Genomic DNA, 22,159 nt, shown 5'->3' on the forward strand with positions numbered 1-22,159 from the left:
TGCATAGCTTCAAGTGGAGGGCCTGCCCTTGTTCGACCACATGTCCATCGGCGTTCGCGACCTGGCCTCGGCGCGCGTGTTCTACGACGCCTTCTTCGCCCCGCTCGACTGCGCCAACGCCTGGGCGGCCGAGCACGAGCTCGCCTACGGCCCCGGCGGCGAAAGCCGGCTGTTCTGGCTCTATCCGGTGGAGGGCGATCAGGTCGCGGGCCTGGCCGCCCACATCGCCTTCACCGCCCCGACCCGGGCGGCGGTCGACGGCGCCTATGCCGCGGCCCTGGCGGCCGGCGCGACCAGCGTGCGCGCCGCCGGCCTGCACCCCGACATCTCGCCCGACTACTACGGCGCGGTGTTGCTCGATCCTGACGGCAACAAGCTCGAGATCGTCGCCGGCACGATGCATTAGCCAATAAAAAGGGCGGCTGTCGCCGCCCTTTTCGGTCCGCTTAGCCGACCTTCTAGTTCGGCGGGAACGGCGCGCGCAGGCCGCCGATCTTCGCCACCGCGCCGCGATGCATGACGAAGGTGGTCCGCTCCAGTTGGGTGACGTCGCCGAGCGGGCTCTTGGCCACGGCGATGATGTCGGCGTCCTTGCCGGGTTCCAGCGTGCCGATGCTGGCCGAGCGGCCCAGCAGGTCCGCGGCGTTGACCGTCGCGGCCTTGATCGCCTCGGCCGGGCTCATGCCGACGCTGACCATCAAGGCGAACTCCTTGGCGTTGTCGCCGTGGGCCGAGACCCCGGTGTCGGTGCCGAAGGCGATCTTCACGCCCGAGGCGATGGCGCGCTTATGGTTCTCCATCGCCGTCTTCGCCGCGATTTCGGCCTTCTCCAGCGAGGCCTTCGAGCGTGCGCCCGCCCGGGCCTGGTCCAGCGCGGTCTTGGGCGCCAGCATGGTCGGCACGAAATAGGCGCCCGTCTTCTTGAAGAGGGCGTCGGTCTGGGCGGTGCCGAAGGTGCCGTGCTCGATCGAGTCCACCCCGGCGTTCAGCGCGCCGATGATGCCGTCCGTGCCGTGGGCGTGGGCGGCGACCTTGCGGCCGAACATGTGGGCGGTCTCGACCACCGCCTTCATCTCGTCCTCGAACATCTGGGCGCCCAGGCCCCCGGCCACGTTCGACAGCACCCCGCCGGTCGCGGTGAACTTGATCACGTCGGCGCCCTGGCCGATCTGGCTGCGTACGGCGCGGCGGCAGTCCTCGGCGCCGTTGCAGACGTTCTCGGCATGCTGGTGAGCGATCTCGGCCAGGTCGCGGTTCAGGTTGTTGGATCGGTCGCCATGCCCGCCAGTCACCGAGATGGGGCTGCCGGCCGCCACGATCGTCGGGCCGGTCAGCAGGCCGTTGTTGATGCCGTCGCGCAGGGCGGTGACGGCGTGGATGTCGCTGCCCAGGTCCCGGATGGTGGTGAAGCCGGCCTCGAGCGTGCGGCGGGCGTTGTCGATCCCGATCACCATGTCGTCTTCGTCGTCGCGGTTGAAGCCCTCCATCCGGGCCCGCACCTTGTCGTCGTCGCTGAAGATGTGGACGTGGCTGTCGATCAGACCCGGCAGCACGAACTGGTCGCGCAGGTCGACCACCTGGGCGCCGGCCGCGCCAACGCTCTCGGGCGCCGCGAAACCGTCCTTCACCGCCTCGATCTTGCCGCCGCGCACCACGATGGTGCTGGCGCCGCGCGGCGCCTGGCCGGGCTTGTCGAGCAGCGAGCCGGCATGGATGACCACGACCTTCGGCGCGGCGGGCTGGCTCTGGGCGCCCGCATGGCCGGCGAGGCCGAGCCCCAGCAGCATGGCGGCGACAGACGTGGCGACTCTACGCATGGATACTTCCCCCCTATAGGACGGCGCGCACTCTACCTGCAGAGGCGCCTACGTCCAGGCCCCGACGGACCCGCATGACCCAGTTTCTAGCCCTCGCCACCCTCGTGGTCGCCGATTACGACGCGGCGATCGACTTCTACGTCGGCAAGCTCGGCTTTTCGCTCAGCCGCGACGACGACATGGGCGGGGGCAAGCGATGGGTGGTCGTCACCCCGCCGGGCTCGCAGGGCGGCCTGCTGCTCGCCAAGGCGGCGAGCGGCGAGCAGACGGCTCGGATCGGCGATCAGACCGGCGGGCGCGTGGCCTTCTTCCTCCACACCGACGACTTCGACGCCGATCACGCACGCATGTTGGCCGCAGGGGTGACGTTCCTGGAAGCGCCGCGCCACGAGCCTTACGCCACGGTGGCGGTCTTCGAGGACCTCTACGGCAATCGCTGGGATCTCTTACAGCCGGTTTGAGAGGAACTGACTCGCCCCAAGGCCCGGCCCGTAGTTTCATCGCCTCCGTCCAGATTGAAGGAGACGGTACGATGGCCGAGCTCAGGATCCGCAAGGTCGCCGGCGCCCTCGGGGCCGAGATTTCCGGCGTCGATCTTTCCCGCGACCTGCCGGATGCGGCGATCGCCGCCATCCGTGCGGCCCTGGTCGAGCACCAGGTGATCTTCTTCCGCGACCAGGACCTGACGCCGGAGGCCCAACTCGCCTTCGGCCGCCGCTTCGGGCCGCTGAACATCCATCCCTATGTCGCCGGCATGGATGGCCATCCCGAGATCATGGAGATCATCAAGGAGCCGGGCGACAAGGTGAACTTCGGCGGCGGCTGGCACTCGGACATGAGCTTCCTGGAGACGCCGGCCATCGGCTCGATCCTCTACGCCCTGGAGATTCCGCAGTGGGGCGGCGATACGCTGTTCGCCAGCCAGGCCGCCGCCTACGACGCCCTTTCGCCGGGCCTCAAGGCGACGCTGGAGACCCTGAACGCCGTCCACTCCGCCGGCCGCGAATATTCGGCCCAGGGACATTCCGCCCAGAAGCGCGCCTCGATGAACGTGGTCGAGGCCGAGGGCGCGGTCGGCGAATTCGTCCATCCCATCGTCAAGGTCCACCCGGAAAGCGGCCGCAAGGCGCTCTATGTGAACCCGGCCTTCACGATGCGGATCGAGGGCTGGAGCCGGCGCGAGAGCAAGGCTCTGCTCGACTTCCTGTTCGAGCATTCCCGCTACGAGGCCTTCACCTGCCGCTTTTCCTGGGCGCCCGGATCCCTGGCCTTCTGGGACAATCGCTCGGTCTGGCACTTCGCGCTCAACGACTATCCGGGGCAGCGGCGCCATATGCGCCGTGTCACGGTCGACCCCTGGCCCGCGCCCGCGGACCAGACCGCCGTCCGCCGTGCGGAGGGCGTCGCCTGACGGGGCCAACACCCCGTTTCTTCATAAAAACAAAGACATTTCATTAGGGAGATTTCGAACATGGCCACCGTCAATCCGAACGGGCCGCTGAAGGGCCGCGTCGCCCTGGTCACCGGCGCCAGCCGGGGCATCGGCGAGGCGATCTGCGCGCGCCTGGCCCAGGAGGGCGCCCGGGTCGTCGCATCCGCCCGCACCGCCGAAAGCGGCGAGAGCCGCCTGCCGGGCACCTTGCATGACACCGTCGATCGCATCCGCGCCGCGGGCGGCGAGGCCTCGTTCATCAAGGCCGACCTGGCCCAAGCCGCCGAGCGCGAGCGGCTGGTGGAGGAGGCGAGCGCCCTCTACGGCCCCGTCGACATCCTGATCAACAACGCCGCCATCACCTATTTCATCCCGGTCGAGGACTTCCCGGAAAAGCGCTTCAAGCTGATGATGGAGGTGCAGGTCTACGCGCCCTTCCACCTCTCCCAGCTGGTCATCCCGGGGATGCGCGAGAAGGGCGCGGGCTGGATCGTCAACATCTCCTCGCCGGCCGGCATCCACCCGAAGCAGCCCTATGGCGCGTTCCGCGGCGGCACGGTCTACGGCATGTGCAAGGCGGCGCTGGAGCGGTTCTCGACCGGCCTCGCCTCGGAGGTTCACGCCGACAATATCGCCGTCAACGTGGTCTCGCCGGGTCTGGTCGACACCCCCGGCGTCGCCGTGCACGGCCTGATCAACGAGGCGACCAAGGACCGGGTCCAGCCGATCGAGTACATCGCCGAGGCGGTCTACCGCCTGGCCAGCGGCGATCCGAAGGTGGTCACCGGCCGGGTCGACTACGCCGAGCCGCTGCTCAGGGAGCTCGACGTGACGCCCGCGGAGCTGGTCTGATCGTTCGACCCCGAAACGCCTAGGAAGCCGGGGCGGGACGGGCGCGCTGGTTGTAGAGCAGCCTGCGGCGGCGCGCCTGCTCCTCGGGGCTCAGTGACGCGGGATCCTCGGCGGGTCCCGCGCTCACCGCCAGGCCGCGCTGCACCGCGGGCCGCGCGCTCAGCTCGTCGAACCAGCGCTTGAAATACTTGAACTCCTCCAGGTCGATCCCCTGGGCCTGCCAGCCGACCGTCCAGGGATATGCGATCATGTCGGCGATCGTGTAATCGTCGCCGGCAATATAGGGGCGGTCGTAGAGCCGGTTGTTCAGCACGCCATACAGCCGGTGCGTCTCGTCGTTGAAGCGGCGTTGGGCGTAGGACTGGTCGCCGGCCTCGGGGCCGACCCGGCTGAAATGGCCGCGCTCGCCGAACTTCGGGCCCTGGTTGGCCATCTGCCAGATGACCCACTGAATGACCTCGTAGCGGCCGCGAACGTCGGCGGGCAGGAAGCGGCCCGTCTTCTCGGCCAGGTACAGCATGATCGCTCCGGACTCGAAGACGCTGATCGGCGCCCCGCCGCCTTCCGGCGCATGGTCGACGATGGCCGGCATCCGGTTGTTCGGCGAGATCTTCAGGAAATCGTCGCTGAACTGGTCGCCCCGCCCGATGTGCACCGGCGCGACGGTATAGGGCAGGCCCAGCTCCTCGAGCAGGATGCTCACCTTCTTGCCGTTCGGCGTTGGCCAGTAGTGGAGGTCGATCATGGCGACGGTCCTCTTGCATGCGGTACGGACCGCCACCCTCGCCCCCGCGGCGCTGGCGGCTCAATCGACAAATTCTGCGGCCGCGTGCAGCAGGGCGGGGGCGTCCCCCGGAATCTGCGCGCGCCCATACGGCTCCTTAACCAACGCACGCCAGAAAAAGGCAGGAAGGGAGGCGTCCCCACTTGAAGACCTGTCTGGTCGTCGACGACAGCCGCGTGATCCGCAAGGTCGCGCGCCGCATCCTTGAGGACATCGGTTTCGAGATCGCCGAGGCGTCCGACGGGCTGGAGGCGCTTGCCTGGTGCCGGGCCGCCATGCCCGACGCGGTGCTGCTCGACTGGAACATGCCGGTGATGTCGGGGATCGAATTCCTCAAGGTGCTGCGCGGCGAGCCCGGCGGCGAGCGCCCCACCGTGGTCTTCTGCACCGTCGAGAACGACGTGGAGCGCATCCGCGAGGCGCTCGACAACGGCGCCGACGAATACATCATGAAGCCCTTCGACGGCGACATCATCGCCGCCAAGTTCGCCGAGGCCGGGCTGGTATGACCCCGCAGGACCGCGAACTGGTCTCCCAGCTGTGCGCCGCCCGCGCCGGCGTGCGGGTCGATCCCGAGAAATCCTACCTGATCGAGAGCCGTCTGGCGCCGGTCGCCCGGCGCGAGGGCTTCGGCGCCGCCGCCGACCTGGTCGCGGCCCTGCGCGAGCGGCGCGAGGATCGGCTGGCATGGGCCATAGTCGAGGCCATGGCCCATGCCGAGACCGCCTTTTTCCGGGATCGCGAGCCCTTCGCCCTGTTCCGCGACGAGGTCTTGCCCACCGTCGCGGGCCTGCGCGGCGGCGAGCCGGTGCGGATATGGTCGGCCGCCTGCGCCTCGGGGCAGGAAGCCTATTCGCTGGCCATGATCGTCGAGGACGAGCGCGCCCGCCTGCCTGGGCTGAAGGTCGAACTGTTCGGGTCCGACGTCGGGGAGCGCCAGCTCGAGAAGGCCCAGAGCGGCCTCTACACCCAGTTCGAAGTGCAGCGCGGCCTGCCGATCCGCCAGTTGGTGCGCCATTTTGAAAAGGACGGCGAGATGTGGGCGATCTCGCCGCGGATCCGTCAGATGGTCCGCTGGCGCCGGGTCAACCTGGTCGCCGACCTCAGCACGGCCGGCCGTTTCGACGTGATCTTCTGCCGCTACGTGCTTTCGGCGCTCATAGAGCCGATGCGGGCGCGGCTTCTGGAGAACCTGGCCCGGGCGCTGGCGCCGGAGGGGTTCCTGTTCCTGGGGCGGGGCGAGGATGTCGCCAGCCTGCAAGGGGCCTTTCAGTCGGTGGGCGGAAGGCCCGGCCTCTATGCGAGGAACCCGGCCTTCCGCATCGCCGCCTAGCGGCGCCTACTTCTTGGCGTCTTCAGCCGTGTTGGTCACGGCCTGGCCGGCCGCCTTCACGTCCTTGCCGGCGCCGGAGACGGTGTTGCAGGCGGTGACCGCCAGGCTGGCGGCCAGGACGGCCAGGACTACGAACTTGCGCATGACTTGCCTCATGTCGGGGTGAATAGTGCGTGGCCATTAACGGCTACGCTGCGGCCTGGTTCCCCCTGGCGCCGCCCCGTCGCGTGCTCGCCTCGTCGGTAGGCGTCGGGAAGATCAGCCGCGCGGTGACGCCGCCCGCCTCGTTGCGCACGACCTCGGAACGGCCCCGCAGCTGGCGGCCGAAGGCGGTCATGAGGGTGCGCCCGACGCCGGACGAGACCAGGGCGTCCTCGGGCGCCTTGCCGTCGTCGCTGATCTCCAGCTCGGCCTCCTCGCCGCGTACGATGAAGTTGACGGTCAGCGATCCGCCGCGGCCGGCGAAGGCGTGCTTCTGGGCGTTTGTCACCGCCTCGACCGCGAACAGGGCCAGCGGCGCCAGCCGGTCGGGGTCGATCACCAGATCGTCGACGTGGATATCGGTGCGCACCTGCGCCCCGTGCGAGCCGTCGGCGGCGATCAGCTGGGCGGTCAGCTCCTCCAGGAAGGCGCGCAGGTCGACCCGCTTCAGGTCCGGTCCCTGGTAGAGAGCGCGGTAGATGAGCGCGAGCGCGGTGATCCGCTGGCGGGTGTCGGACATGGCCGCCCGCGCCGCCGGGTCGGTCAGCGCCCGCTGCTGCATGTTCAGCAGTGAAGAGATGACCTGCAGGTTGTTCTTCACCCGATGGTGGATCTCGCGCATCAGGTCGTCCTTCTGCGCCAGCGAATCGCGCAGCGAGGCGTCTCGCCCGACGATGGCGTCGGCCATGTCCTCCAGGGTCTCGGCCAGGTCGCGGATCTCGACCGGCGCCTGGTCGGCCTGGACCGGGCGAACGCTCAGCCGGCCGCGGGCGTAGAGCGCGGCGATGCGCTGCAGGTAGGCGATCCAGCGGATCACCACCCGCTCGGTCACCACCGACACCGCCACCAGGGCCAGTATGAAGGTCAGGATCGGGAAGACGATGCTGGTCAGCGGGTTCAGGGTCGCCCAGGTGAAGATCCCGCCCGAGCGCGCCGACAGCACCACGAAGAGCTCGTCGCCGACCAACGGCGCGGCCGAATAGACCCGCCGCTCGCCGCGCTCGTCGCGGGCGTACCAGACCAGCGAGCCCTGCTTCAGGGCCTGCGCGCGCCAGTCGGCGGGCAGGACGGGAAAGGCCTCCTTGTCGGTGGCGTTGATATATTTGCCCTCGCCGTCGGCCAGGGCGACCTCGGCGTCCTCCGGCAGCGAGCGGTCGGCCGTACGCGGGGCCAGGCTTTCCAGGGTGATGACCGCCACCAGCGCCCCGTCGAAGCCGACGCGCGCGTCGTGGGCCGGCACCGCGGCCAGCAGGGCAGGGACGTCAGCATAGGTCGCGCCCGCCTCGCGGGTGATCACCAGGCTGTCGCCCTTGGCCAGCCGCTTGAACCAGGGCCGGGTCTGACGCGCCGGGTCGGCGGGGACCGTCCCGCCGGCGCAGGCCACCCGCCCGATGCGGTCGAACCGGATCAGGTTGTGATAGCCGGGAATGCGCTGGGTCACCTCGGCCAGCCGCTGGGCGCAATTGAAGCCCACCGAGCCGGGGGCCAGGGTCTCCAGCAGGATGTCGGCGGCCTCCATGCGGGCCCGCGCGGTGGCGGCGCTGCGTTCAGAGGCGGCCGCCAGTTCCTCACGCAGTTGCACGGCCTCGCGGCGGAAGGCGATGGCCGATTGCAGCACGCCGAGGATCATCACCGGCAACAGGGCGCCCGCCAGCGCGGCCGTCAGCCGGACCCGTATCGTCGTGAGTGATCCCCAGGGAGCGCCGTTCATCCTCCCGTCCTGTCAGCGCGCGCTGCTCAGGCGCTCCGCATCGGCGAGGATCGAGGTCATGGCGTCGCTCGCCGCGCTCCCGTCCCGCTCGTATGAGCCGTCTTCCAGAATGGCGTGCAGCGCCTTGCGCGCGCGGCTGACCCGGCTTTTCACCGTGCCGACCGCACAGCCGCAGATCTCGGCCGCCTCCTCGTAGGCGAAGCCGCCGGCGCCGACCAGGATCAGCGCCTCGCGCTGTTCGGCCGGCAGCGCCGCCAGGCTCAGCCGCAGTTCGTCCAGCGCCACCGGGGCCTCCGGATCGTCCACCGCCACCAGCGTGCGTTCGGCCGCCTCCTGGTCCAGTTGGCTCTGGCGCCAGGAGCGGCGCTTCTCGGAATAGAACTGGTTGCGCAGAATCATGAAGGTCCAGGCCTTCATGTTGGTGCCCATCTGGAAGCTTGTCCGTGCGTCCCAGGCTTTCATCATCGCGTCCTGGGCCAGGTCGTCGGCGCTGGCCGGGTCCCCGGTCAGGGTGCGGGCGAAGGCGCGCAGGTGCGGTATGAGCTGGACCAGCTCCCGCTTGAAGGCTTCGTCGGTCGCGCGGTCCGGTCCGGCGTTGCTCGCGGCGGCCATCAGCCGTTCTCCGCGGTCTTCTTGTCCGCCTGACGCAGGATGGAGAGGAATTCCTCCGGAACCGGCTCGCTGACCACCTCGTCGAACATCTGGCGCAGGCGCACGCCGATCGCCTGCTGGCGCAGGCGCGCCTCGTCCAGCGCCGCAGGCGCGCGCCGTCGGTCCTCCGATGCGTGTTGTTCGATCATGTCACCGTCGCCCGGCTTGCGCAGAGCTCGCCCCCTCGGTTCGTTCTGGTCGCCGGTCAACGCCTCACCCCACCCAGGGTTCCACAAAGCAAAGTCCATAACATGCAGAAAACCGGCTTCTTAGGGAACCGGTTCCCAAGGGCCGCGTTTCCGGCGAATGATGGCCCCGCGAGGGAGTGTTTTCCCATGCTCGGCTTCTGCATTTTATTCGGGAGGGGTTTGATTTGAGTCTACTTGCCCGGCTGGCTCCGCATCTGCCTTATGTGCGTCGCTATGCTCGCGCCCTGACCGGCGACCAGACGACGGGCGATCACTACGTCCGTGTCGCGCTGGAAGCATTGGCGGCGGGCGATCGGGTGCTCGAGGCCAATCTGACGCCGCGGGTCGCCCTTTATCACGTGTTCCACGCCATCTGGCTCAGCAGCGGCGCCCAGCTCGAAGGGCCGCGCGACGAGGAAGCCGGCGACGACGCCAGCCGCCGGCTGCTGCGTATCGCCCCGCGCTCGCGCCAGGCCTTCCTGCTGACCGCGCTCGAAGGCTTCACGCCCTCCGAGGCCGCCCAGATCCTCGGCGTCGAGTTTCCCGAGGTCGAGCGCCTGATCGCCGAGGCCCAGGCCGAGATCGACGCCGAACTGGCCACCGACGTCCTGATCATCGAGGACGAGCCGGTGATCGCCGCCGACATCGAGGCCCTGGTCACGGAAATCGGCCATACCGTGGTCGACATCGCCGCCACCCGCACCGAGGCGGTCGACGCCGTGGCCCGCAAGACGCCGGGTCTGGTCCTGGCCGACATTCAGCTGGCCGACGGGTCGTCCGGCATCGACGCGGTGAAGGACATCCTGGCCCGCCTCGACGTGCCGGTGATCTTCATCACCGCCTTCCCGGAGCGCCTGCTGACCGGCGAGCGGCCCGAGCCGACGTTCCTGATCACCAAGCCGTTCCAGCCGGAGACGGTGAAGGCGGCGATCGGCCAGGCGCTGTTCTTCCATCCTCGGAACAACCGCAAGGCGGCCTAGGAACGGGCTCCTCGACGTCGCGTTTCCGAAACGCCGCGCCAGCCAACGGCGCGGCGTTTTTCGTTGGAGGACGTGCTGATGCTCGGTTGGGCCCTGGTCTTCGCCCTGCTCGCCGTACTGGCGGGCGTTCTCGGCTTCGCTGGTCTGGCGGGCTTCGCCGCCACGGTGGCCAAGATCCTGTTCGTGGTGTTCCTGGTGCTGCTGGTCGCGACCTTTGCGGTGCGGGCGTTCCGCGGCCGCTCGGTGCTCTAGCAAAGACTTCGGGCCGGGCGCTCGCCCGGCCCGGCCGGGCCTATTGCGCCGGCTGCGTCGACGACGGGGTGTTCTGCAGGGCGGCGGGTTCGCCCATATCGAAGTGCTGGGCCGTGCGCGCCGCGCCGGCCTTGCTAGGCAGGGTCGAGTTCAGGTCGTCTGCGCGCCAGGACCAGGCCCCGAACAGCGCCAGCGCCGCCAGGGCGGTCGAGACGGCCAGGACCCAGAACATGTGGACCCCAAAGCGCCCCTGCCGGGCGCGGGTGGCGTTCAGGCCGCGGCTGATAGCCATGATTTAGGTCTCCAATCTGCTACAACGGCAGGGCGTCCAGCGGTCCCGGCGGCGTCGGCCGCGCCGCGTCGTCGCGCACCACCGACATCTGCCCGAGCAGCGCGCCGGCCAGCGCCACGGCCGCTATGACCAAGATCGCCAGCCAGCGGCGCCCTGCGCCTCCCGGATAGGCTCCGGCCTCTTCGGGTTGAAAACGCGTGAAGGCCATGACCTTGCCCCAGGAAGACCGCGGGACTGGACGCCCGCATCTGGCAAACGTTCCGGGGCGTCCGGGCGTTCCCGGCGCCGCAGGGGCTTCGCGAAAGGGCCGAGGCTCCCTATCTATTGTCACATGAACATCACCAAGACCGCGGCCGCGATCCTCGGCGGCCTGATCCTGACGACCTCGGCCCCGGTGGCGGCCTTCGCCCAGGGAACGCCGGCGGCCGCTTCGGCCGCGGCCCTCGACGGCAAGCCGGTGCGCGGCCAGGGCGGGGTGCTGCTCGGCCATGTGGAGCGGGTGATCCGCCGCGCCGACGGTACGCCCGCGCAGGTCCTGGTGCGCCCCAAGGGCCCGCCGACCGCGGGCCCGCGCAGTCTGGCCATCGGCGCCCTCAAGGTCGAGGGCGACGGGCGCGTCGCGCCTCTCAGCCTGGCGGAGTTCAACGCCATGCCCGCGGTGGCCGTTAACTAAGCGGCCGAAAATTTTTCGCCCCGGCCGGGAACGAAGCCCCTGGCCATGGGTTTATGGATTGCGGAGGCGGCGACGCCCCCCCCGACTTGAGGCCGGCGACCATGCCGGTCTGCCGTCTCCGCACCCTTTTCTCGATGATGCACACTTCAAGAGGCGGACCGTTCGGGTCCGCCTTTTCTTATGTGCGCCCGAACGGCGTCGCCTGAGCCAAGGCTCGGCCCGTCAGGGCGCGCTGAGCTCGATGGTCACGTCCGCGCGGCGGCGCAGCGGCCGGGCCTCGCCGCCGGCTCCGACGGCCCCATCCTGGCCTGCCGCGGTCAGGTCGAATTCGCCGGACGGCAAGCCGTTGGCCACCAGGGCCTTGGTCACCGCCGCCACGCGCTTCTTCGACAGCTCCAGATTGGCGGCCGGGGCGCCTACGGCGTCGGCTAGGCCCAGCACCTTCACCCGGTCGATCTTGCAGGACTTGGCTGTGGTCGCCGCCTGGGCCAGCACGGCGCGGCCCTCGCTGGTCACCGCGGCGCTGTCCGGTTCGAAATAGATCTGGACGGTGACGTCCTCGCACGCCGGCGTCGCCTTGACGATCCGCGCCCGCGGCCCGCCGGGCGTCGCGCAGGCCGCGACGATCAGGCTGGTCCCGACGACGAGGCCGAGGGCGGCGAAGGTTTTGCGGCGCAGTGTCATGCTCTCGGACCCCGTGCAAAGGAAAGGGCGGTCAGCATAGCCGACCGCCCCGTTCCCGCTAGTCGAGCTTTTGCGGCCGCCGGGTCACCGGGGGCTGCCGTCTTCCCAGTAATACCGGCCGCTGCCGGAGTCGTAGTAGTAATAGCGACCGGCGCGCTCGTCGTAATACTGGCGGCGGTTCGGCGTCTGGGCGCCGCAGCCGCCGTCCTGGCGACAGCCGCGCACCGCGCCGGCGGTGCCGCCGATCGCCGCGCCGATGGCCGCGCCGGTCCCGGCGTCGCCGCCGCCGACATTGTTGCCGATCACCGCCCCGGCCAGCGCGCCGAGGGCCGCCCCGCCGGCGGCGTTGCGTTCGACATTGCCTGTGGTGGTGCAGGCCGCCAGCAGGCTGGCCCCCGTCACGGCCGCAAGCGTCATGAGAGATTTGGCCTTGAGCATCTGGCTCTCCTTACATATCCCGCCGACCCCAACGCCCCGCGCAGGGCTGAGTTCCGGGAGGAACCGCCAGCAACCTTCGCCGTTACCGGCAAGCCGGCCACGAGGCCGATCGAGGAGCCATGCCGCAGAACCCCCGGATCTCCCGCGTCGAGGCGGTCGTGAACATCGCCTCCGGCGGCGCCTCGCCGGAAGCGGCCGAGAAGATGGCCGCGCTGCTGGCCGAGCGCGGCGTGACCGCGCGCGTCCACGCGGTTCAGGGCGAGGAGGTCGGGCGCAGCCTGCGCACCGCCATCGAATCCGCCCCCGACCTCGTGGTGATCCTGGCCGGCGACGGCACCGCGCGCAGCGCCGCCGAATTGGCCGGCCCCGACGGCCCGCTGATCGCGCCCCTGGCCGGCGGGACCATGAACATGCTGCCCCACGCGGTCTACGGCGTGCGGCCGTGGGAGGAGGCGCTCGCCGATGCGCTCGAGAGCGGCGAGGCCCGCGACATCGGCGGCGGCTGTGTCGATGGGCGTAGTTTTCTGGTCGCCGCCATCCTTGGCGCGCCCGCGCTCTGGGCCCCGGCCCGCGAGGCGATGCGGGCCGGAAACCTGTCCATCGCGCTCGGCCGCATGCGCCGGGCGTGGAGCCGGGCGTTTTCCGGTCGCTTGCGCTATGCGCTCGACGGCGGGCCGCGCGGTAAGGCCGAGGCGCTCGCCTTCATGTGCCCAATGGCCTCCAAGGTGATGGCGAACGACGAGCAGGCGCTGGAAGCGGCGATCATCGACCCGCAGGGATTGGCGCAGGCGGCCCGCATCGGGCTGAGCGCACTGATCTCCGACTGGCGCAGCGATCCGGCGGTGACCTCGGTCAGCTGCCGCACCGCCGGGGTCTGGGCCGCCGGCCGCATTCCCGCGGTGCTCGACGGCGAGCCGGCGCGCCTGCCCTCGGCCGCCCGTATCGAATGGCGGCCCAAGGTCGCCCGCGTTCTCGCCCCGCCACGGGAGGCCGACGCCGCGTGATCCGCCTGGTCCATCTCTCCGACATCCATTTCGGCGGCGAGAATGTCGCGGCGGTGAAGGCCGCTGCCGATTTCGTCAATGCGGGGAGCTTCGACCTCGCCATCATCTCCGGCGACCTCACCCAGTTCGGCGCGGTCGGCGAGTTCGAGGCCGCCGCCGCCTGGCTCGCGACCCTGGCGCCGCCGCGGCTGGTCTGCCCAGGCAATCACGACGCCCCCTACCTCGCCTTCTGGGAGCGGTTCGTCAGTCCTTTCGGCCGCTTTGGCCGCATGGTCGGTCCGGTCGATCCGCAGGTCTTTACGGCGCCGGGCCTGGCCGTGCGCGGGCTGAACAGCGCGCGCGGCGTGCAGCCGCGGCTGAACTGGTCGAAGGGGCAGGTGGCGCGTCGCCAGGTCCGAGACGCGCTCGACTGGTTCGCCGGCCGGCCGGGCGACCTTAAGCTTCTGGTGTGCCACCATCCGCTGGCCGAGATGATCGGCGGACCGATGACCGCCCGCGTCTGGGGCGGGGAGGCGGCGGCCCGCGACCTGGCGGAGGGCGGGGTCGACCTCGTGCTGTCGGGCCACATCCACGCGCCCTTCGTCTGGCCCTATCCGTTCGCGGACGGGCGCACCCATGCGGTGGGCGCCGGCACCCTGTCGGTCCGCGAGCGCGGCGTCCCGCCGGGATTCAACACGCTGGAGATCGATGCGCGCGAAATCCGCGTCGTGGCCCAGGCCTGGGCCGGTTCGCACTTCGAGCCCTCGCGCACCTGGGCGGTGGAGCGCAGGGCGCTCGCCTGAATGCAGAACGCCCGCCCCCTGGCGGGGACGGGCGCTCCGATTACGGACTTCTCAGGTCGGCGCTATAGCGCGCCGCGCCCTCGCACCATGTGCATGACCAGCGAAACCACGAACAGGACCAGGAACACGAAGAACAAAATCTTCGCGACGCCCATGGCCGCACCCGCGATCGATGTAAAGCCAAGCACACCGGCGATCAGCGCCACAACCAGGAAAGTCAAAGCCCAACCAAGCATGTCGTTCCTCCGGAGTGTCTTCCGTTGTTAAGAACGTCTCTGCCGGCCGGGCGTTCCGACAAACCTTCGCGGTTTAGGGGTGCTGCCAGCCTTTTCCGCCCGATTTCGCGGCGCTGTACTGTTCGGCGGCGAAGCTCCAGTTCGGCAGGGCGTCGAACCAGGCCTTGAGGAAGCCCTCGCGGTCGTTCTTGTGGTCCAGGTAGTAGGCGTGCTCCCACAGGTCGCAGACCAGCAGCGGCAGCACGCCATCGTCGGTCAGCAGGTTCTCGCCGTCATGGCTGTCGACGATGACCAGCGTCCCGTCGCGCTTGGCGGCCAGCCACACCCAGCCCGACCCGAAGTGGCCGACGCCCTTGGCCACGAAGTCGGCCTTCAGCTTTTCCAGGCCGCCGAGGTCGCGGTCGATAGCAGCGGCCAGTTCGCCTTGCGGCGCCTGGCGTTGCGGGCTCATACAGACCCAGAAGAAGGTGTGGTTCCACGCCTGGGCGGCGTTGTTGAACAGCTTGCGGCTCTCGGCCTTGCCGGCCGAGGCGCGCACCAGATCCTCGATGCTGCCCGACAGGCCCTGCTCCTCGACGATCTGGTTCATGACGTCGAAGTAGCGCTTGTGATGCTTGCCGTGGTGCAGGTGCATGGTCGCCTGCGAGATCACAGGCTCCAGGGCGGCGTGGTCGTACGGAAGGTCGGGAAGCTTGAACATGGTGTTTTCCTGGGAGGAAGCGGAAGGCGCCCGCAATCCCACGAAAACACTGAAGCTCCAACTTGGTTCGCTACTTTTTCGTCGCCCGTCCGGCCATCAGGGCCGACACCACCGTGGCCGTCGTCCGCGGATTTTTTAGCGCCACCGCGGCGATCGCGCCGACGACGCCCAGGGCGACCCACGGCTTGGCCTGGGCCAGTTCGAACATGCGCGAGGTGAGGTCGCGGTCCTGCGGGGGGGCCTTGTGGCTGCGCGGCGGGTTCGCGCGCAGCAGGATGAAGCCCGAGATCGCGCCCGCCAGCAGCGCGGCGGCGCCGGCCACCAGCACGCCGGCCCAGGCTTCGCCCACGGCCGGCTTCAGCGCCGCGTGCAGCGCCATGGCCAGGAAGGTGACGCAGATCACCGCCGTTGCGGCGAGCGCAACGACGGCGACGGCGTAGTAGATCGCTTTCCTGAGGATCAATCTTTGCGTCCGCTGGCCAGCAGCAGACCGATCAGCAGGCCGACGCCGAGCGCCGCGCCCGTGGCGACCAGCGGGCGTTCCTTGACCCGCTCGACGACGTAGCGCTGGGCTTCGTCGAACTGCTCGCCGGCGGTGTCGGCGTAGGTGCGGCTCTGGGCGCGGATTTGTTCCAGGCCCTCGGCGACCACCCTTTCGAACTTGCGGGCGGCTTCGCCGAAGCTGCGCTGGGCCTCGGCCGACAGCTTGGAGGCCGAGTCCGCGACGGCCTGGGCCGCGGCCTTGGCGTCGTCTTTGGCGTTGTCGACGGCGTTCGTAGCCATGTCTGTGTCTCCAAGTATTCGGCAGGTGTCGCTTTTTCGAAGCGAAGGCATCGCATCAAAGCCTTGCCGGAACGTCAAAGACAAGAGGCGGTTCCGGTTCTGTCGAAAAGCTGTTGACGAGACGCCCTGGAAATCGGGTCATGCAACCTGCGGTTCCTGTCGCTCGGACACGAACCCGGCTTTATGGTCACGCCATGGCGAAACTGGGCGCCGATATCGATCTCGACCGCGAACGCCTCGAACTGGCGCTCCAGTCCGCGCGCCTTGGCGAGTACGACTGGGACATGGTTCGCGACGTCGTCGCCATCAGCCCGCGCATGGCCGAGATCACAGGTCTGCCGGCCGGCGAATGGCCTGCCGAGCGTGGCGAGTTCCTCTATCGTGGCGTGCATCCGGACGACCGGGAGGCGACCCAGCGCACCATGGAAGACTCCATGCGCGCCGAGGGCCGGTTCGAAACCGAGTACCGCCGCATCCGCGAGGACGACGGCCGCACCATCTGGACCCGCACCTCCGGCGTGCTGGTGGCCGATGACGCCGGCCGCCCGCTCCGCGCCGTCGGCCTGGTCCAGGACATCGGCGAGCGCCGCGCCGAGGAAGAGCGCCGCCGCGCCCTGATGGCCGAACTCGACCACCGGGTGAAGAACGTGCTGGCGGCGGTCCAGGCCCTGGCCGTCCAGACCGCAAAGCGGACCACCTCGCTCGACAGTTTCCTGGCCACCTTCGCCGGGCGGTTGAAGTCGATGGCGTCGGCGAACGAACTGCTGACCGCCGCCCGCTGGCGCGGCGCGGCCGTCGGCCATCTGGCCGCCGCCGAGCTGGGGGGACTGGCCCCCGGCCAGACCCGCTGGGACGGACCGGAGCTGTTCCTCACCCCTCGTGCGGCCAACGCCTTGTCGCTGGCCCTGCACGAACTGGCCACCAACGCGGTGAAGTACGGCGCGCTTTCGACCGAGAGCGGCCGGGTCGAGGTCCGTTGGGCGCGCATCGCCGACGGCGGCTTCGAGCTGTTCTGGACCGAGACCGGCGGGCCGCCGGTCTCCGCCCCCGTTCACCGCGGCTTCGGCTCGACCCTGCTCAGCCAGGTGACGGGCCGCGAACTGAACGGCGAGGCCGAGGTCGAATATCGCCGCGCCGGCGTCAGCGCGCGCCTGCGCGCCGGCCCCGCCGCCATCGTCTCGCGCCCCGAGACCGTGCCCGAGGCGCCCGCGCCGCGCGTCTACGAACCGGCCCCGGCCGCCCAGGGCCCGACCGACCTGCACGGCGCCCGCGTGCTGATCGTCGAGGACGCTGTGCTGCTGGCGCTGGAGCTCGAGACCGGCCTCTCCGAAGCCGGCGCCGAGGTCGTGGGCCCGGCCTACGAGCTGCAGGAAGCCCTGAACCTCCTGGCCCAGCCGATCGACGCGGCGGTGCTCGACGCCAATCTCAACGGCCTGTCGGTCACCCCGGTGGCCGAGGCCCTGGCCGCGCGCGGCGTGCCCTTCGTCTTCGCCACCGGCTATGGCGACGCCGGCGCCCCGATGGGCTTCGACGCTCCGGTGATCCGCAAGCCCTACGACGTCACCCAGGTCGCCGCCGCCGTCGCCGCCCTGCTGTCGCCGCAAGCTTAACCACAGCTAGAATTCTCGGGTTTTCCTCAACCTGCGTTTGACCTAGTGTGCTGGATCTGAAGGTCGCGGGAAAAATGGGCCGCGCGCCGGAGCGACCTTCAGATCCATAAAGCACGCTAGAAGGATGGACTTTCGAGTGTCCTGATCGATCCCGAAGTTCGTCCGAGGTCGCCACGAAGCGCCGACGAACTTCGGGATCGGGACACTCGTTGTCCGCGCCTCCTTGGAGACGCCGATGTTCAACGATCCGGATTATCTGCGCCGGTCGCAGTACGCCGACACCCGTCACCTCGACGCGCGGGCCCGCCTGCACCGCAAGTATGGCCGCGGGGACTGGTTCCCCTGGGCCGCCGAGCAGGTGCGCTGGATCGAGGGCGCGCGCGTGCTGGAAATCGGCTGCGGGCCGGGCTGGTTCTGGGACGCGGCGGCCGATCTGCTGCCGACGCGGCTGGACCTGACCCTCACCGACCTCTCGCCGGGCATGGTCGAGGCCGCCTGCGCGCGCGCCGCCGCCGCCGGCCCCGACTGGACCGTCCGCGGCCGGGTCCTGGACGCCGCCCGCCTGCCGTTCCCGGACGCCAGCTTTGACGTCGTCATGGCCTTCCACATGCTCTACCACGTGCCCGACCCGGCCCGGACCATCGCCGAGATGGCCCGCGTTCTGCGCCCGGGCGGCTCCGTGATCGTCACCACCAACGGCCGCGGCCACCTGCGCGAGCTGGCCCAGATCGAGGCCGTGGTCTGGCCCGCCTCGCCCCATCCGGAAGTCGCCGACCTGTTCGGACTGGAGAACGGCGGCGACATGCTGGCGGTCGCCTTCGCCGAGGTCGAGCTGCGCCGGCACGCCGACGACCTCGACTGCACCGACCCGATCGACGTCGCCGCCTATCTGCGTTCCAGCCCGCCCGGCATCGACGCCACCGCCGACGAGGCCCGCGCCCTGGCCGCCGAGATCGGGCGCGTCTTCCAGGACGGCGGCGGCCGCCTGCGGATCGGCAAGGACGCCGGCGCCTTCGTCTGCGCCGGGCCGCGCCGCTCGTCCTAGGCGTCCTGCAGGAAGGCGATCATCGCCTTCACCGCCGCGCGGTCCTGGATCATGAACAGGTGCCCGCCTTCGAAGAACTCCAACCGAGCGCCGGGAATGCGCGCGGCCATCCGCTCCAGGGTCTGGGGCAGGGCGACGCCGTCGTATCGCCCACCGGCCACCAGGGTCGGGGCGCTGATCTGACCCAAACGTTCCCAGGTGTCGTGCGCGGCCCGCGCCTCCAGTTGGCGATGGGCGCCGGCCGCATGGCCCGCTTCATCCGCATACGGATCGCTGGCGCTCATGGCGATGAGCTGGGCGTACAGCGCCGGGTTGGCGGCGGCCCAGGCGGCGTCCCGCCGGGTGTCGGAGATCGGCAGCAGATGGCGCGCGCGGGCCTCGCCCTTCAGGTGCTCGATCTCGTGGAACGGATAGGAGGCGCCGCCCGCGCCGCCGGGCGAGGTGCAGGCCAGCACCAGGCGCCGCACCCGGCCCGGATGACGCAACGCCAGCTCCTGGGCGACCATGCCGCCGAACGAGACCCCGACCACATGGGCGCTCTCCCAGCCCTGCCTCGTCATCAGCGCCGCGGCGTCGTCGGCGTAGTCCGCCATGGAGTAGGGAACGTCCGGCTTGTCCGACCGCCCCAGTCCGCGCTGGTCCCAGGTCAGCATGTCGAAGGCTTTGGGAAACGGCCCGTCCAGCTGGTTGGGCCGCACCCGCAGGTCGCCGCCGGTGCCGGAGATGAACAGCAGCGGCGGTCCCTCGCCAGCGCGCTCGAAATAGAGCTGAAGTCCGTTCACGGCGGCGAAGGGCATGGCGGCGCTGGGTCCTGCGGCGGAGGCTCCCGCCTTTGAGTTCGATCAATGTGCGGCCGCCAGCCTCGCCGCTAGCGTGGGCGCAGGCAAGGAGTCCCATGTCCCTCAACAACACCCGCGCCGCCTACGGCTGGATCGCCATCGCCCTTCACTGGATCAGCGCAGTGGGCGTCACCGTCCTCTATTTCCTCGGCGAGCGGATGGAGGACGCCGCCGATCGGGCCGAGAAGATCGCGGCCCGCGATCTGCACGTGTCGGTCGCCATGCTGCTGATCGCCTTCCTCGCCGCCCGTCTGTTCTGGACCGCGTCCCAGCCCTCGCCCCGGCCGATCGGACAGAACGCCGTCCTTCGCATCGCCGCCCGCGCGGTCCAGGGCCTTTTCCTGCTGATGATCGCCGTGCTGATCGTGACCGGCCCGCTGGCCGTCTGGTCGACCGGCCAGCCGCTGCAGGTCTTCGACCTCTTTGCGATCCCCAGCCCCTTCGCCGGGCGCGTGGACTGGCTGCACGAAGCCTGTGAAGAGGTGCACGGCGCAGCGACGAAGCTGTTCTGGCCGCTCATCGCCCTGCATGTGGCCGGCGCCGTGAAGCACCTGGTTTACGACCGCGACCGCACGTTGCAGCGTATGCTCTGGGTGCGCCGGGTCTGATCGGCGCCGCGAGCCGGGGGCGTCGATGAATCCGAAGCATCAGGAAATCCATTTCGTCGAGCGTATCGGTTGGCTACGGGCCGCCGTTCTGGGCGCCAACGACGGCATCGTCTCGACCGCCTCGCTGATCGTCGGCGTCGCGGCCGCGGCCCAGGGGCGGTCGGACATCCTGGTCGCCGGGGTCGCGGCCCTGGTCGCCGGCGCCATGTCCATGGCCGCCGGCGAATACGTCTCGGTCAGCTCCCAGCTCGACACCGAGACCGCCGAGCTGTCGCGCGAGCGGGCCGAGCTGGCGACACAGCCGGAGTTCGAGCGCCAGGAACTGGCCGCGATCTATGTTGCGCGCGGCCTCACCCCCGACCTCGCCCGCCAGGTCGCCGAGCAGCTGATGGCCAAGGACGCCCTGGGCGCCCACGCCCGCGACGAACTGGGCATCAACGAGACCACCGCCGCCAAGCCGATTCAGGCGGCGATCACCTCCGCCCTGACCTTCTCGGCCGGCGCGGGCATGCCGCTGCTGGTGGCCGCGATCGCGCCTTTGCCGGTCGTGGTTCCTGCGGTGTCGGCGGCGTCGTTGGTCTACCTCGCCGTGCTGGGCGCCATCGGCGCCCGTGCGGGCAAGGCGCCGATGCTCAAGCCGGTGCTGCGCGTCACCTTCTGGGGCGCGATGGCCATGGCCGTCACCGCCGGGGTCGGGGCCCTGTTCGGGGTGGCGGCCTAGCCTTCGAGACGCCTACTTGATCGCGGCGATCTCGTAGAGGAAGTCGATATAGCCGACCGTGGCGCCGACCAGGCCCTCGACCTTCGGGTTCGTGGACTCGATCACATAGTACTCGTTCGGCGCATGCGCCCCGCTGCCGTGGCCCAGGCCGAACTGCCCGGCCGGCAGGCTGACCGGCGCCGAGGTGAACACCGCGCCCGGCCACGACCCGGCCAGCCGGGGATAGACGCTGATCGGCACGCCGGCCTTCTTGTAGGTGGCGATCTCGGCCTTGATCAGCCGGCTGGACTCGTCGGTCTCGGTGGGGTCGTAGCCGCCGGTGACGTTCAGCTCGATGTCGGTGAAGCCGCGCTTGTCCAGGTGGGCGCGGATCTTGGCCACCGCGTCGTCCTTGGTCTGGTTCGGCACCAGCCGGGTGTCGATCTTGGCCACCGCCCGGCCGGGCAGGATGGTCTTGCCGCCCGGGCCGGTATAGCCCGAGACCAGACCCTCGATATTGATGGTCGGCTGGCTGGCCAGGCGCTCCAGCGCCTTGTCCCAGGGCAGGTCGTCGATCCAGCGGTCGACCCCCATCGCCTTCTTGGCGTCGGCCTCGCTCATCTGCCTGGCGGCCATGGCCAGCAGTTCCTTCTCGCGGGCGGTCAGCGGCCGCACCTTCTCGAAATAGCCGTCCACCGCCGGGGTGTTGCCGTCAGGCGTCACCAGGGTGGCGAGCGCCGAGACCAGCCGCCAGGCCGGGCTGTCGACGCGGGCCTTCTCGCTGGAGTGGATGTCGGTCTTCGGTCCCTTGCCCCACTTGGCGCCGCTGGCGACCAGTTCGAACTCGACCACGCCCTTGGCGCCCAGGTTGACGCTGACCCCGCCGTTGCTGGGGCTCTGCCAGCCGGCCGGGATGACCACGCCCTCGCACTTTTTCAGCGCCGCCAGCACCTTCGGCTGGGTGACGATCTGGCGGAAGTTCGGGCTGCCGATCTCCTCCTCGCCCTCACAGACCAGCACGATGTTCACCGGCGGCTTCTTGCCCGCCGCGCGGATCGCATGAAGCGCCGCCAGGAAGGTCGCCTCCGGCCCCTTCTGGTTCACCGCCCCGCGCCCGACGATGACCTTGCCGAAGCCGGGCTTGTCGACCACGCGCGCTTCCAGCGGCGGGCTCGACCACTCGGCCGGATCGAACTGCTTCACGTCGTACATGAAGTAGATGCCGATGGTCCGCTTGGCGCCGACGTCCAGGGTCGCGAACACACCGGGGAAGCCGTCGGTGGGAATGCGCTCGACGTGCTGGAACCCGGCGTCCCTGGCCAGGGCCATCATGTATTCGCAGCCCTTCTCCATGTCGCGGTTCTCGGCGGCGATGGAGGGCAGGGCGATCCAGTCCTGGATGCGCTTGACCGAGGCGTCGAAGCCCTTCTCGGCGGCGGCCCGCATCGGGGTGACGTCGCCGCTCTGGGCGAAAGCCAGCCCCGGCGTGAACAGCGTCGCGGCCGCGGCCCCGGTCAGCAGCGTGCGCCGGTCTTGAATGATGGACATGATCGCCCCCTGAAAA

31 protein-coding genes are annotated in these 22,159 nt (G+C 70.0%); 15 read left to right on the forward strand and 16 right to left on the reverse strand.

Annotated elements, in window-relative coordinates; all coding sequences use genetic code 11:
- Positions 1 to 28: 28 nt before the first annotated feature.
- The gene (locus tag ACE3T2_RS07455) at positions 29 to 406 is read left to right on the forward strand and encodes a VOC family protein (RefSeq protein WP_374656289.1); all 378 of its coding nucleotides are present in this window, start codon (positions 29 to 31) and stop codon (positions 404 to 406) included.
- Between the two features lie 52 nt (positions 407 to 458).
- Here the strand turns inward: ACE3T2_RS07455 and ACE3T2_RS07460 are convergent, their stop codons facing one another.
- Positions 459 to 1,817 (reverse strand): amidohydrolase family protein, encoded by a 1,359-nt coding sequence (locus tag ACE3T2_RS07460; RefSeq protein WP_374656291.1) that lies wholly within the window; start codon positions 1,815 to 1,817, stop codon positions 459 to 461.
- 74 nt (positions 1,818 to 1,891) lie between these two features.
- Between ACE3T2_RS07460 and ACE3T2_RS07465 the strand changes: the two genes are divergently transcribed.
- The 3 genes from ACE3T2_RS07465 to ACE3T2_RS07475 all read left to right on the forward strand — a co-directional run bounded on the left by ACE3T2_RS07465 (position 1,892) and on the right by ACE3T2_RS07475 (position 4,101).
- Positions 1,892 to 2,278 carry a VOC family protein gene (locus ACE3T2_RS07465; protein WP_374656293.1) on the forward strand — a complete coding sequence of 129 codons (387 nt, stop codon included), beginning with the start codon at positions 1,892 to 1,894 and terminating at the stop codon, positions 2,276 to 2,278.
- Positions 2,279 to 2,349: 71 nt separating this feature from the next.
- Entirely contained in the window at positions 2,350 to 3,228 is an 879-nt protein-coding gene (locus tag ACE3T2_RS07470; RefSeq protein ID WP_374656295.1) for a TauD/TfdA dioxygenase family protein, read from the forward strand.
- Positions 3,229 to 3,288: 60 nt separating this feature from the next.
- Complete coding sequence (locus ACE3T2_RS07475) at positions 3,289 to 4,101, forward strand: SDR family NAD(P)-dependent oxidoreductase (RefSeq protein WP_374656297.1); 813 nt, start codon at positions 3,289 to 3,291, stop codon at positions 4,099 to 4,101.
- Positions 4,102 to 4,120: 19 nt separating this feature from the next.
- Here the strand turns inward: ACE3T2_RS07475 and ACE3T2_RS07480 are convergent, their stop codons facing one another.
- Positions 4,121 to 4,846: a glutathione S-transferase N-terminal domain-containing protein gene (locus tag ACE3T2_RS07480; RefSeq protein WP_374656299.1), complete on the reverse strand. Its 726-nt coding sequence runs from the start codon at positions 4,844 to 4,846 to the stop codon at positions 4,121 to 4,123.
- Positions 4,847 to 5,028: 182 nt separating this feature from the next.
- Between ACE3T2_RS07480 and ACE3T2_RS07485 the strand changes: the two genes are divergently transcribed.
- On the forward strand, positions 5,029 to 5,394 hold the full coding sequence (locus ACE3T2_RS07485) for a PleD family two-component system response regulator (protein ID WP_374656301.1): 366 nt from the start codon (positions 5,029 to 5,031) through the stop codon (positions 5,392 to 5,394).
- The gene (locus ACE3T2_RS07490) at positions 5,391 to 6,218 is read left to right on the forward strand and encodes a protein-glutamate O-methyltransferase CheR (RefSeq protein ID WP_374656303.1); all 828 of its coding nucleotides are present in this window, start codon (positions 5,391 to 5,393) and stop codon (positions 6,216 to 6,218) included. Before ACE3T2_RS07485 ends, ACE3T2_RS07490 begins: the two co-directional genes overlap by 4 nt.
- Before the next feature lie 6 nt (positions 6,219 to 6,224).
- Here the strand turns inward: ACE3T2_RS07490 and ACE3T2_RS07495 are convergent, their stop codons facing one another.
- From ACE3T2_RS07495 to ACE3T2_RS07510, 4 genes are read right to left on the reverse strand one after another with little or no spacing between them, the layout of a single operon-like run.
- Entirely contained in the window at positions 6,225 to 6,362 is a 138-nt protein-coding gene (locus tag ACE3T2_RS07495) for an entericidin A/B family lipoprotein (protein WP_374656305.1), read from the reverse strand.
- Between the two features lie 43 nt (positions 6,363 to 6,405).
- Entirely contained in the window at positions 6,406 to 8,130 is a 1,725-nt protein-coding gene (locus tag ACE3T2_RS07500; RefSeq protein ID WP_374656306.1) for a sensor histidine kinase, read from the reverse strand.
- Between the two features lie 12 nt (positions 8,131 to 8,142).
- Positions 8,143 to 8,742, reverse strand: a complete 600-nt coding sequence (locus tag ACE3T2_RS07505; protein WP_374656308.1) for a sigma-70 family RNA polymerase sigma factor — start codon at positions 8,740 to 8,742, stop codon at positions 8,143 to 8,145.
- A complete protein-coding gene (locus ACE3T2_RS07510; RefSeq protein ID WP_374656310.1) occupies positions 8,742 to 8,930 on the reverse strand; it encodes a NepR family anti-sigma factor in 189 nt (62 codons plus the stop codon). The genes ACE3T2_RS07505 and ACE3T2_RS07510 overlap by 1 nt, the downstream gene beginning before the upstream one ends.
- A gap of 224 nt (positions 8,931 to 9,154) precedes the next feature.
- On the opposite strand from ACE3T2_RS07510, the gene ACE3T2_RS07515 reads away from it, so the two are divergent.
- Entirely contained in the window at positions 9,155 to 9,949 is a 795-nt protein-coding gene (locus ACE3T2_RS07515) for a response regulator (RefSeq protein WP_374656312.1), read from the forward strand.
- A gap of 78 nt (positions 9,950 to 10,027) precedes the next feature.
- The gene (locus ACE3T2_RS07520) at positions 10,028 to 10,201 is read left to right on the forward strand and encodes a DUF1328 domain-containing protein (RefSeq protein WP_374656314.1); all 174 of its coding nucleotides are present in this window, start codon (positions 10,028 to 10,030) and stop codon (positions 10,199 to 10,201) included.
- A gap of 40 nt (positions 10,202 to 10,241) precedes the next feature.
- On the opposite strand, the gene ACE3T2_RS07525 is transcribed toward ACE3T2_RS07520, so the two are convergent.
- Entirely contained in the window at positions 10,242 to 10,493 is a 252-nt protein-coding gene (locus ACE3T2_RS07525) for a hypothetical protein (RefSeq protein ID WP_374656316.1), read from the reverse strand.
- A gap of 19 nt (positions 10,494 to 10,512) precedes the next feature.
- Complete coding sequence (locus tag ACE3T2_RS07530) at positions 10,513 to 10,701, reverse strand: hypothetical protein (protein ID WP_374656318.1); 189 nt, start codon at positions 10,699 to 10,701, stop codon at positions 10,513 to 10,515.
- Between the two features lie 123 nt (positions 10,702 to 10,824).
- Here ACE3T2_RS07530 and ACE3T2_RS07535 point away from each other — a divergent pair, with 123 nt between their 5' ends.
- Positions 10,825 to 11,166 carry a hypothetical protein gene (locus ACE3T2_RS07535; protein ID WP_374656320.1) on the forward strand — a complete coding sequence of 114 codons (342 nt, stop codon included), beginning with the start codon at positions 10,825 to 10,827 and terminating at the stop codon, positions 11,164 to 11,166.
- A gap of 222 nt (positions 11,167 to 11,388) precedes the next feature.
- On the opposite strand, the gene ACE3T2_RS07540 is transcribed toward ACE3T2_RS07535, so the two are convergent.
- On the reverse strand, positions 11,389 to 11,850 hold the full coding sequence (locus ACE3T2_RS07540; RefSeq protein ID WP_374656322.1) for an OmpA family protein: 462 nt from the start codon (positions 11,848 to 11,850) through the stop codon (positions 11,389 to 11,391).
- Positions 11,851 to 11,934: 84 nt separating this feature from the next.
- Positions 11,935 to 12,267, reverse strand: a complete 333-nt coding sequence (locus ACE3T2_RS07545) for a YMGG-like glycine zipper-containing protein (protein ID WP_374656450.1) — start codon at positions 12,265 to 12,267, stop codon at positions 11,935 to 11,937.
- Between the two features lie 140 nt (positions 12,268 to 12,407).
- Here ACE3T2_RS07545 and ACE3T2_RS07550 point away from each other — a divergent pair, with 140 nt between their 5' ends.
- Positions 12,408 to 13,292: a diacylglycerol kinase family protein gene (locus ACE3T2_RS07550; protein ID WP_374656324.1), complete on the forward strand. Its 885-nt coding sequence runs from the start codon at positions 12,408 to 12,410 to the stop codon at positions 13,290 to 13,292.
- The gene (locus ACE3T2_RS07555; protein ID WP_374656326.1) at positions 13,289 to 14,074 is read left to right on the forward strand and encodes a metallophosphoesterase; all 786 of its coding nucleotides are present in this window, start codon (positions 13,289 to 13,291) and stop codon (positions 14,072 to 14,074) included. The genes ACE3T2_RS07550 and ACE3T2_RS07555 overlap by 4 nt, the downstream gene beginning before the upstream one ends.
- 62 nt (positions 14,075 to 14,136) lie before the next feature.
- Here the strand turns inward: ACE3T2_RS07555 and ACE3T2_RS07560 are convergent, their stop codons facing one another.
- The 4 genes from ACE3T2_RS07560 to ACE3T2_RS07575 all read right to left on the reverse strand — a co-directional run bounded on the left by ACE3T2_RS07560 (position 14,137) and on the right by ACE3T2_RS07575 (position 15,793).
- A complete protein-coding gene (locus ACE3T2_RS07560) occupies positions 14,137 to 14,310 on the reverse strand; it encodes a DUF1328 domain-containing protein (protein ID WP_082532120.1) in 174 nt (57 codons plus the stop codon).
- A gap of 73 nt (positions 14,311 to 14,383) precedes the next feature.
- Positions 14,384 to 15,010: a superoxide dismutase gene (locus tag ACE3T2_RS07565; protein WP_374656328.1), complete on the reverse strand. Its 627-nt coding sequence runs from the start codon at positions 15,008 to 15,010 to the stop codon at positions 14,384 to 14,386.
- 70 nt (positions 15,011 to 15,080) lie between these two features.
- Positions 15,081 to 15,473, reverse strand: a complete 393-nt coding sequence (locus tag ACE3T2_RS07570; protein WP_374656330.1) for a hypothetical protein — start codon at positions 15,471 to 15,473, stop codon at positions 15,081 to 15,083.
- Entirely contained in the window at positions 15,470 to 15,793 is a 324-nt protein-coding gene (locus ACE3T2_RS07575) for a hypothetical protein (protein ID WP_374656332.1), read from the reverse strand. Before ACE3T2_RS07575 ends, ACE3T2_RS07570 begins: the two co-directional genes overlap by 4 nt.
- Positions 15,794 to 15,987: 194 nt before the next feature.
- Here ACE3T2_RS07575 and ACE3T2_RS07580 point away from each other — a divergent pair, with 194 nt between their 5' ends.
- The gene (locus ACE3T2_RS07580) at positions 15,988 to 17,403 is read left to right on the forward strand and encodes an HWE histidine kinase domain-containing protein (RefSeq protein ID WP_374656334.1); all 1,416 of its coding nucleotides are present in this window, start codon (positions 15,988 to 15,990) and stop codon (positions 17,401 to 17,403) included.
- Positions 17,404 to 17,638: 235 nt separating this feature from the next.
- Positions 17,639 to 18,448, forward strand: a complete 810-nt coding sequence (locus ACE3T2_RS07585; protein WP_374656336.1) for a class I SAM-dependent methyltransferase — start codon at positions 17,639 to 17,641, stop codon at positions 18,446 to 18,448.
- Here ACE3T2_RS07585 and ACE3T2_RS07590 read toward each other — a convergent pair.
- Positions 18,445 to 19,245, reverse strand: a complete 801-nt coding sequence (locus ACE3T2_RS07590; protein WP_374656338.1) for an alpha/beta fold hydrolase — start codon at positions 19,243 to 19,245, stop codon at positions 18,445 to 18,447. The genes ACE3T2_RS07585 and ACE3T2_RS07590 overlap by 4 nt on opposite strands.
- A gap of 98 nt (positions 19,246 to 19,343) precedes the next feature.
- Between ACE3T2_RS07590 and ACE3T2_RS07595 the strand changes: the two genes are divergently transcribed.
- Positions 19,344 to 19,895 carry a cytochrome b gene (locus ACE3T2_RS07595; RefSeq protein WP_374656340.1) on the forward strand — a complete coding sequence of 184 codons (552 nt, stop codon included), beginning with the start codon at positions 19,344 to 19,346 and terminating at the stop codon, positions 19,893 to 19,895.
- Between the two features lie 25 nt (positions 19,896 to 19,920).
- Positions 19,921 to 20,616 (forward strand): VIT family protein, encoded by a 696-nt coding sequence (locus ACE3T2_RS07600; RefSeq protein ID WP_374656342.1) that lies wholly within the window; start codon positions 19,921 to 19,923, stop codon positions 20,614 to 20,616.
- 12 nt (positions 20,617 to 20,628) lie between these two features.
- On the opposite strand, the gene ACE3T2_RS07605 is transcribed toward ACE3T2_RS07600, so the two are convergent.
- Entirely contained in the window at positions 20,629 to 22,143 is a 1,515-nt protein-coding gene (locus ACE3T2_RS07605) for a M20/M25/M40 family metallo-hydrolase (protein WP_374656344.1), read from the reverse strand.
- Between the last annotated feature and the right edge of the window lie 16 nt (positions 22,144 to 22,159).

The organism is Phenylobacterium sp., assembly GCF_041919955.1.
Lineage (GTDB): Bacteria > Pseudomonadota > Alphaproteobacteria > Caulobacterales > Caulobacteraceae > Phenylobacterium.

What these genes read in the sequence shown, in the direction of transcription:
- ACE3T2_RS07460 (WP_374656291.1), bottom strand. Translation starts at nt 1,817, where the DNA reads ATGCGTAGAGTCGCCACGTCTGTCGCCGCCATGCTGCTGGGGCTCGGC.
- ACE3T2_RS07465 (WP_374656293.1), top strand. Translation starts at nt 1,892, where the DNA reads ATGACCCAGTTTCTAGCCCTCGCCACCCTCGTGGTCGCCGATTACGAC.
- ACE3T2_RS07470 (WP_374656295.1), top strand. Translation starts at nt 2,350, where the DNA reads ATGGCCGAGCTCAGGATCCGCAAGGTCGCCGGCGCCCTCGGGGCCGAG.
- ACE3T2_RS07475 (WP_374656297.1), top strand. Translation starts at nt 3,289, where the DNA reads ATGGCCACCGTCAATCCGAACGGGCCGCTGAAGGGCCGCGTCGCCCTG.
- ACE3T2_RS07480 (WP_374656299.1), bottom strand. Translation starts at nt 4,846, where the DNA reads ATGATCGACCTCCACTACTGGCCAACGCCGAACGGCAAGAAGGTGAGC.
- ACE3T2_RS07490 (WP_374656303.1), top strand. Translation starts at nt 5,391, where the DNA reads ATGACCCCGCAGGACCGCGAACTGGTCTCCCAGCTGTGCGCCGCCCGC.
- ACE3T2_RS07495 (WP_374656305.1), bottom strand. Translation starts at nt 6,362, where the DNA reads ATGCGCAAGTTCGTAGTCCTGGCCGTCCTGGCCGCCAGCCTGGCGGTC.
- ACE3T2_RS07500 (WP_374656306.1), bottom strand. Translation starts at nt 8,130, where the DNA reads ATGAACGGCGCTCCCTGGGGATCACTCACGACGATACGGGTCCGGCTG.
- ACE3T2_RS07505 (WP_374656308.1), bottom strand. Translation starts at nt 8,742, where the DNA reads ATGGCCGCCGCGAGCAACGCCGGACCGGACCGCGCGACCGACGAAGCC.
- ACE3T2_RS07510 (WP_374656310.1), bottom strand. Translation starts at nt 8,930, where the DNA reads ATGATCGAACAACACGCATCGGAGGACCGACGGCGCGCGCCTGCGGCG.
- ACE3T2_RS07520 (WP_374656314.1), top strand. Translation starts at nt 10,028, where the DNA reads ATGCTCGGTTGGGCCCTGGTCTTCGCCCTGCTCGCCGTACTGGCGGGC.
- ACE3T2_RS07525 (WP_374656316.1), bottom strand. Translation starts at nt 10,493, where the DNA reads ATGGCTATCAGCCGCGGCCTGAACGCCACCCGCGCCCGGCAGGGGCGC.
- ACE3T2_RS07530 (WP_374656318.1), bottom strand. Translation starts at nt 10,701, where the DNA reads ATGGCCTTCACGCGTTTTCAACCCGAAGAGGCCGGAGCCTATCCGGGA.
- ACE3T2_RS07535 (WP_374656320.1), top strand. Translation starts at nt 10,825, where the DNA reads ATGAACATCACCAAGACCGCGGCCGCGATCCTCGGCGGCCTGATCCTG.
- ACE3T2_RS07540 (WP_374656322.1), bottom strand. Translation starts at nt 11,850, where the DNA reads ATGACACTGCGCCGCAAAACCTTCGCCGCCCTCGGCCTCGTCGTCGGG.
- ACE3T2_RS07545 (WP_374656450.1), bottom strand. Translation starts at nt 12,267, where the DNA reads ATGACGCTTGCGGCCGTGACGGGGGCCAGCCTGCTGGCGGCCTGCACC.
- ACE3T2_RS07550 (WP_374656324.1), top strand. Translation starts at nt 12,408, where the DNA reads ATGCCGCAGAACCCCCGGATCTCCCGCGTCGAGGCGGTCGTGAACATC.
- ACE3T2_RS07560 (WP_082532120.1), bottom strand. Translation starts at nt 14,310, where the DNA reads ATGCTTGGTTGGGCTTTGACTTTCCTGGTTGTGGCGCTGATCGCCGGT.
- ACE3T2_RS07565 (WP_374656328.1), bottom strand. Translation starts at nt 15,010, where the DNA reads ATGTTCAAGCTTCCCGACCTTCCGTACGACCACGCCGCCCTGGAGCCT.
- ACE3T2_RS07575 (WP_374656332.1), bottom strand. Translation starts at nt 15,793, where the DNA reads ATGGCTACGAACGCCGTCGACAACGCCAAAGACGACGCCAAGGCCGCG.
- ACE3T2_RS07580 (WP_374656334.1), top strand. Translation starts at nt 15,988, where the DNA reads ATGGCGAAACTGGGCGCCGATATCGATCTCGACCGCGAACGCCTCGAA.
- ACE3T2_RS07585 (WP_374656336.1), top strand. Translation starts at nt 17,639, where the DNA reads ATGTTCAACGATCCGGATTATCTGCGCCGGTCGCAGTACGCCGACACC.
- ACE3T2_RS07590 (WP_374656338.1), bottom strand. Translation starts at nt 19,245, where the DNA reads ATGCCCTTCGCCGCCGTGAACGGACTTCAGCTCTATTTCGAGCGCGCT.
- ACE3T2_RS07595 (WP_374656340.1), top strand. Translation starts at nt 19,344, where the DNA reads ATGTCCCTCAACAACACCCGCGCCGCCTACGGCTGGATCGCCATCGCC.
- ACE3T2_RS07600 (WP_374656342.1), top strand. Translation starts at nt 19,921, where the DNA reads ATGAATCCGAAGCATCAGGAAATCCATTTCGTCGAGCGTATCGGTTGG.
- ACE3T2_RS07605 (WP_374656344.1), bottom strand. Translation starts at nt 22,143, where the DNA reads ATGTCCATCATTCAAGACCGGCGCACGCTGCTGACCGGGGCCGCGGCC.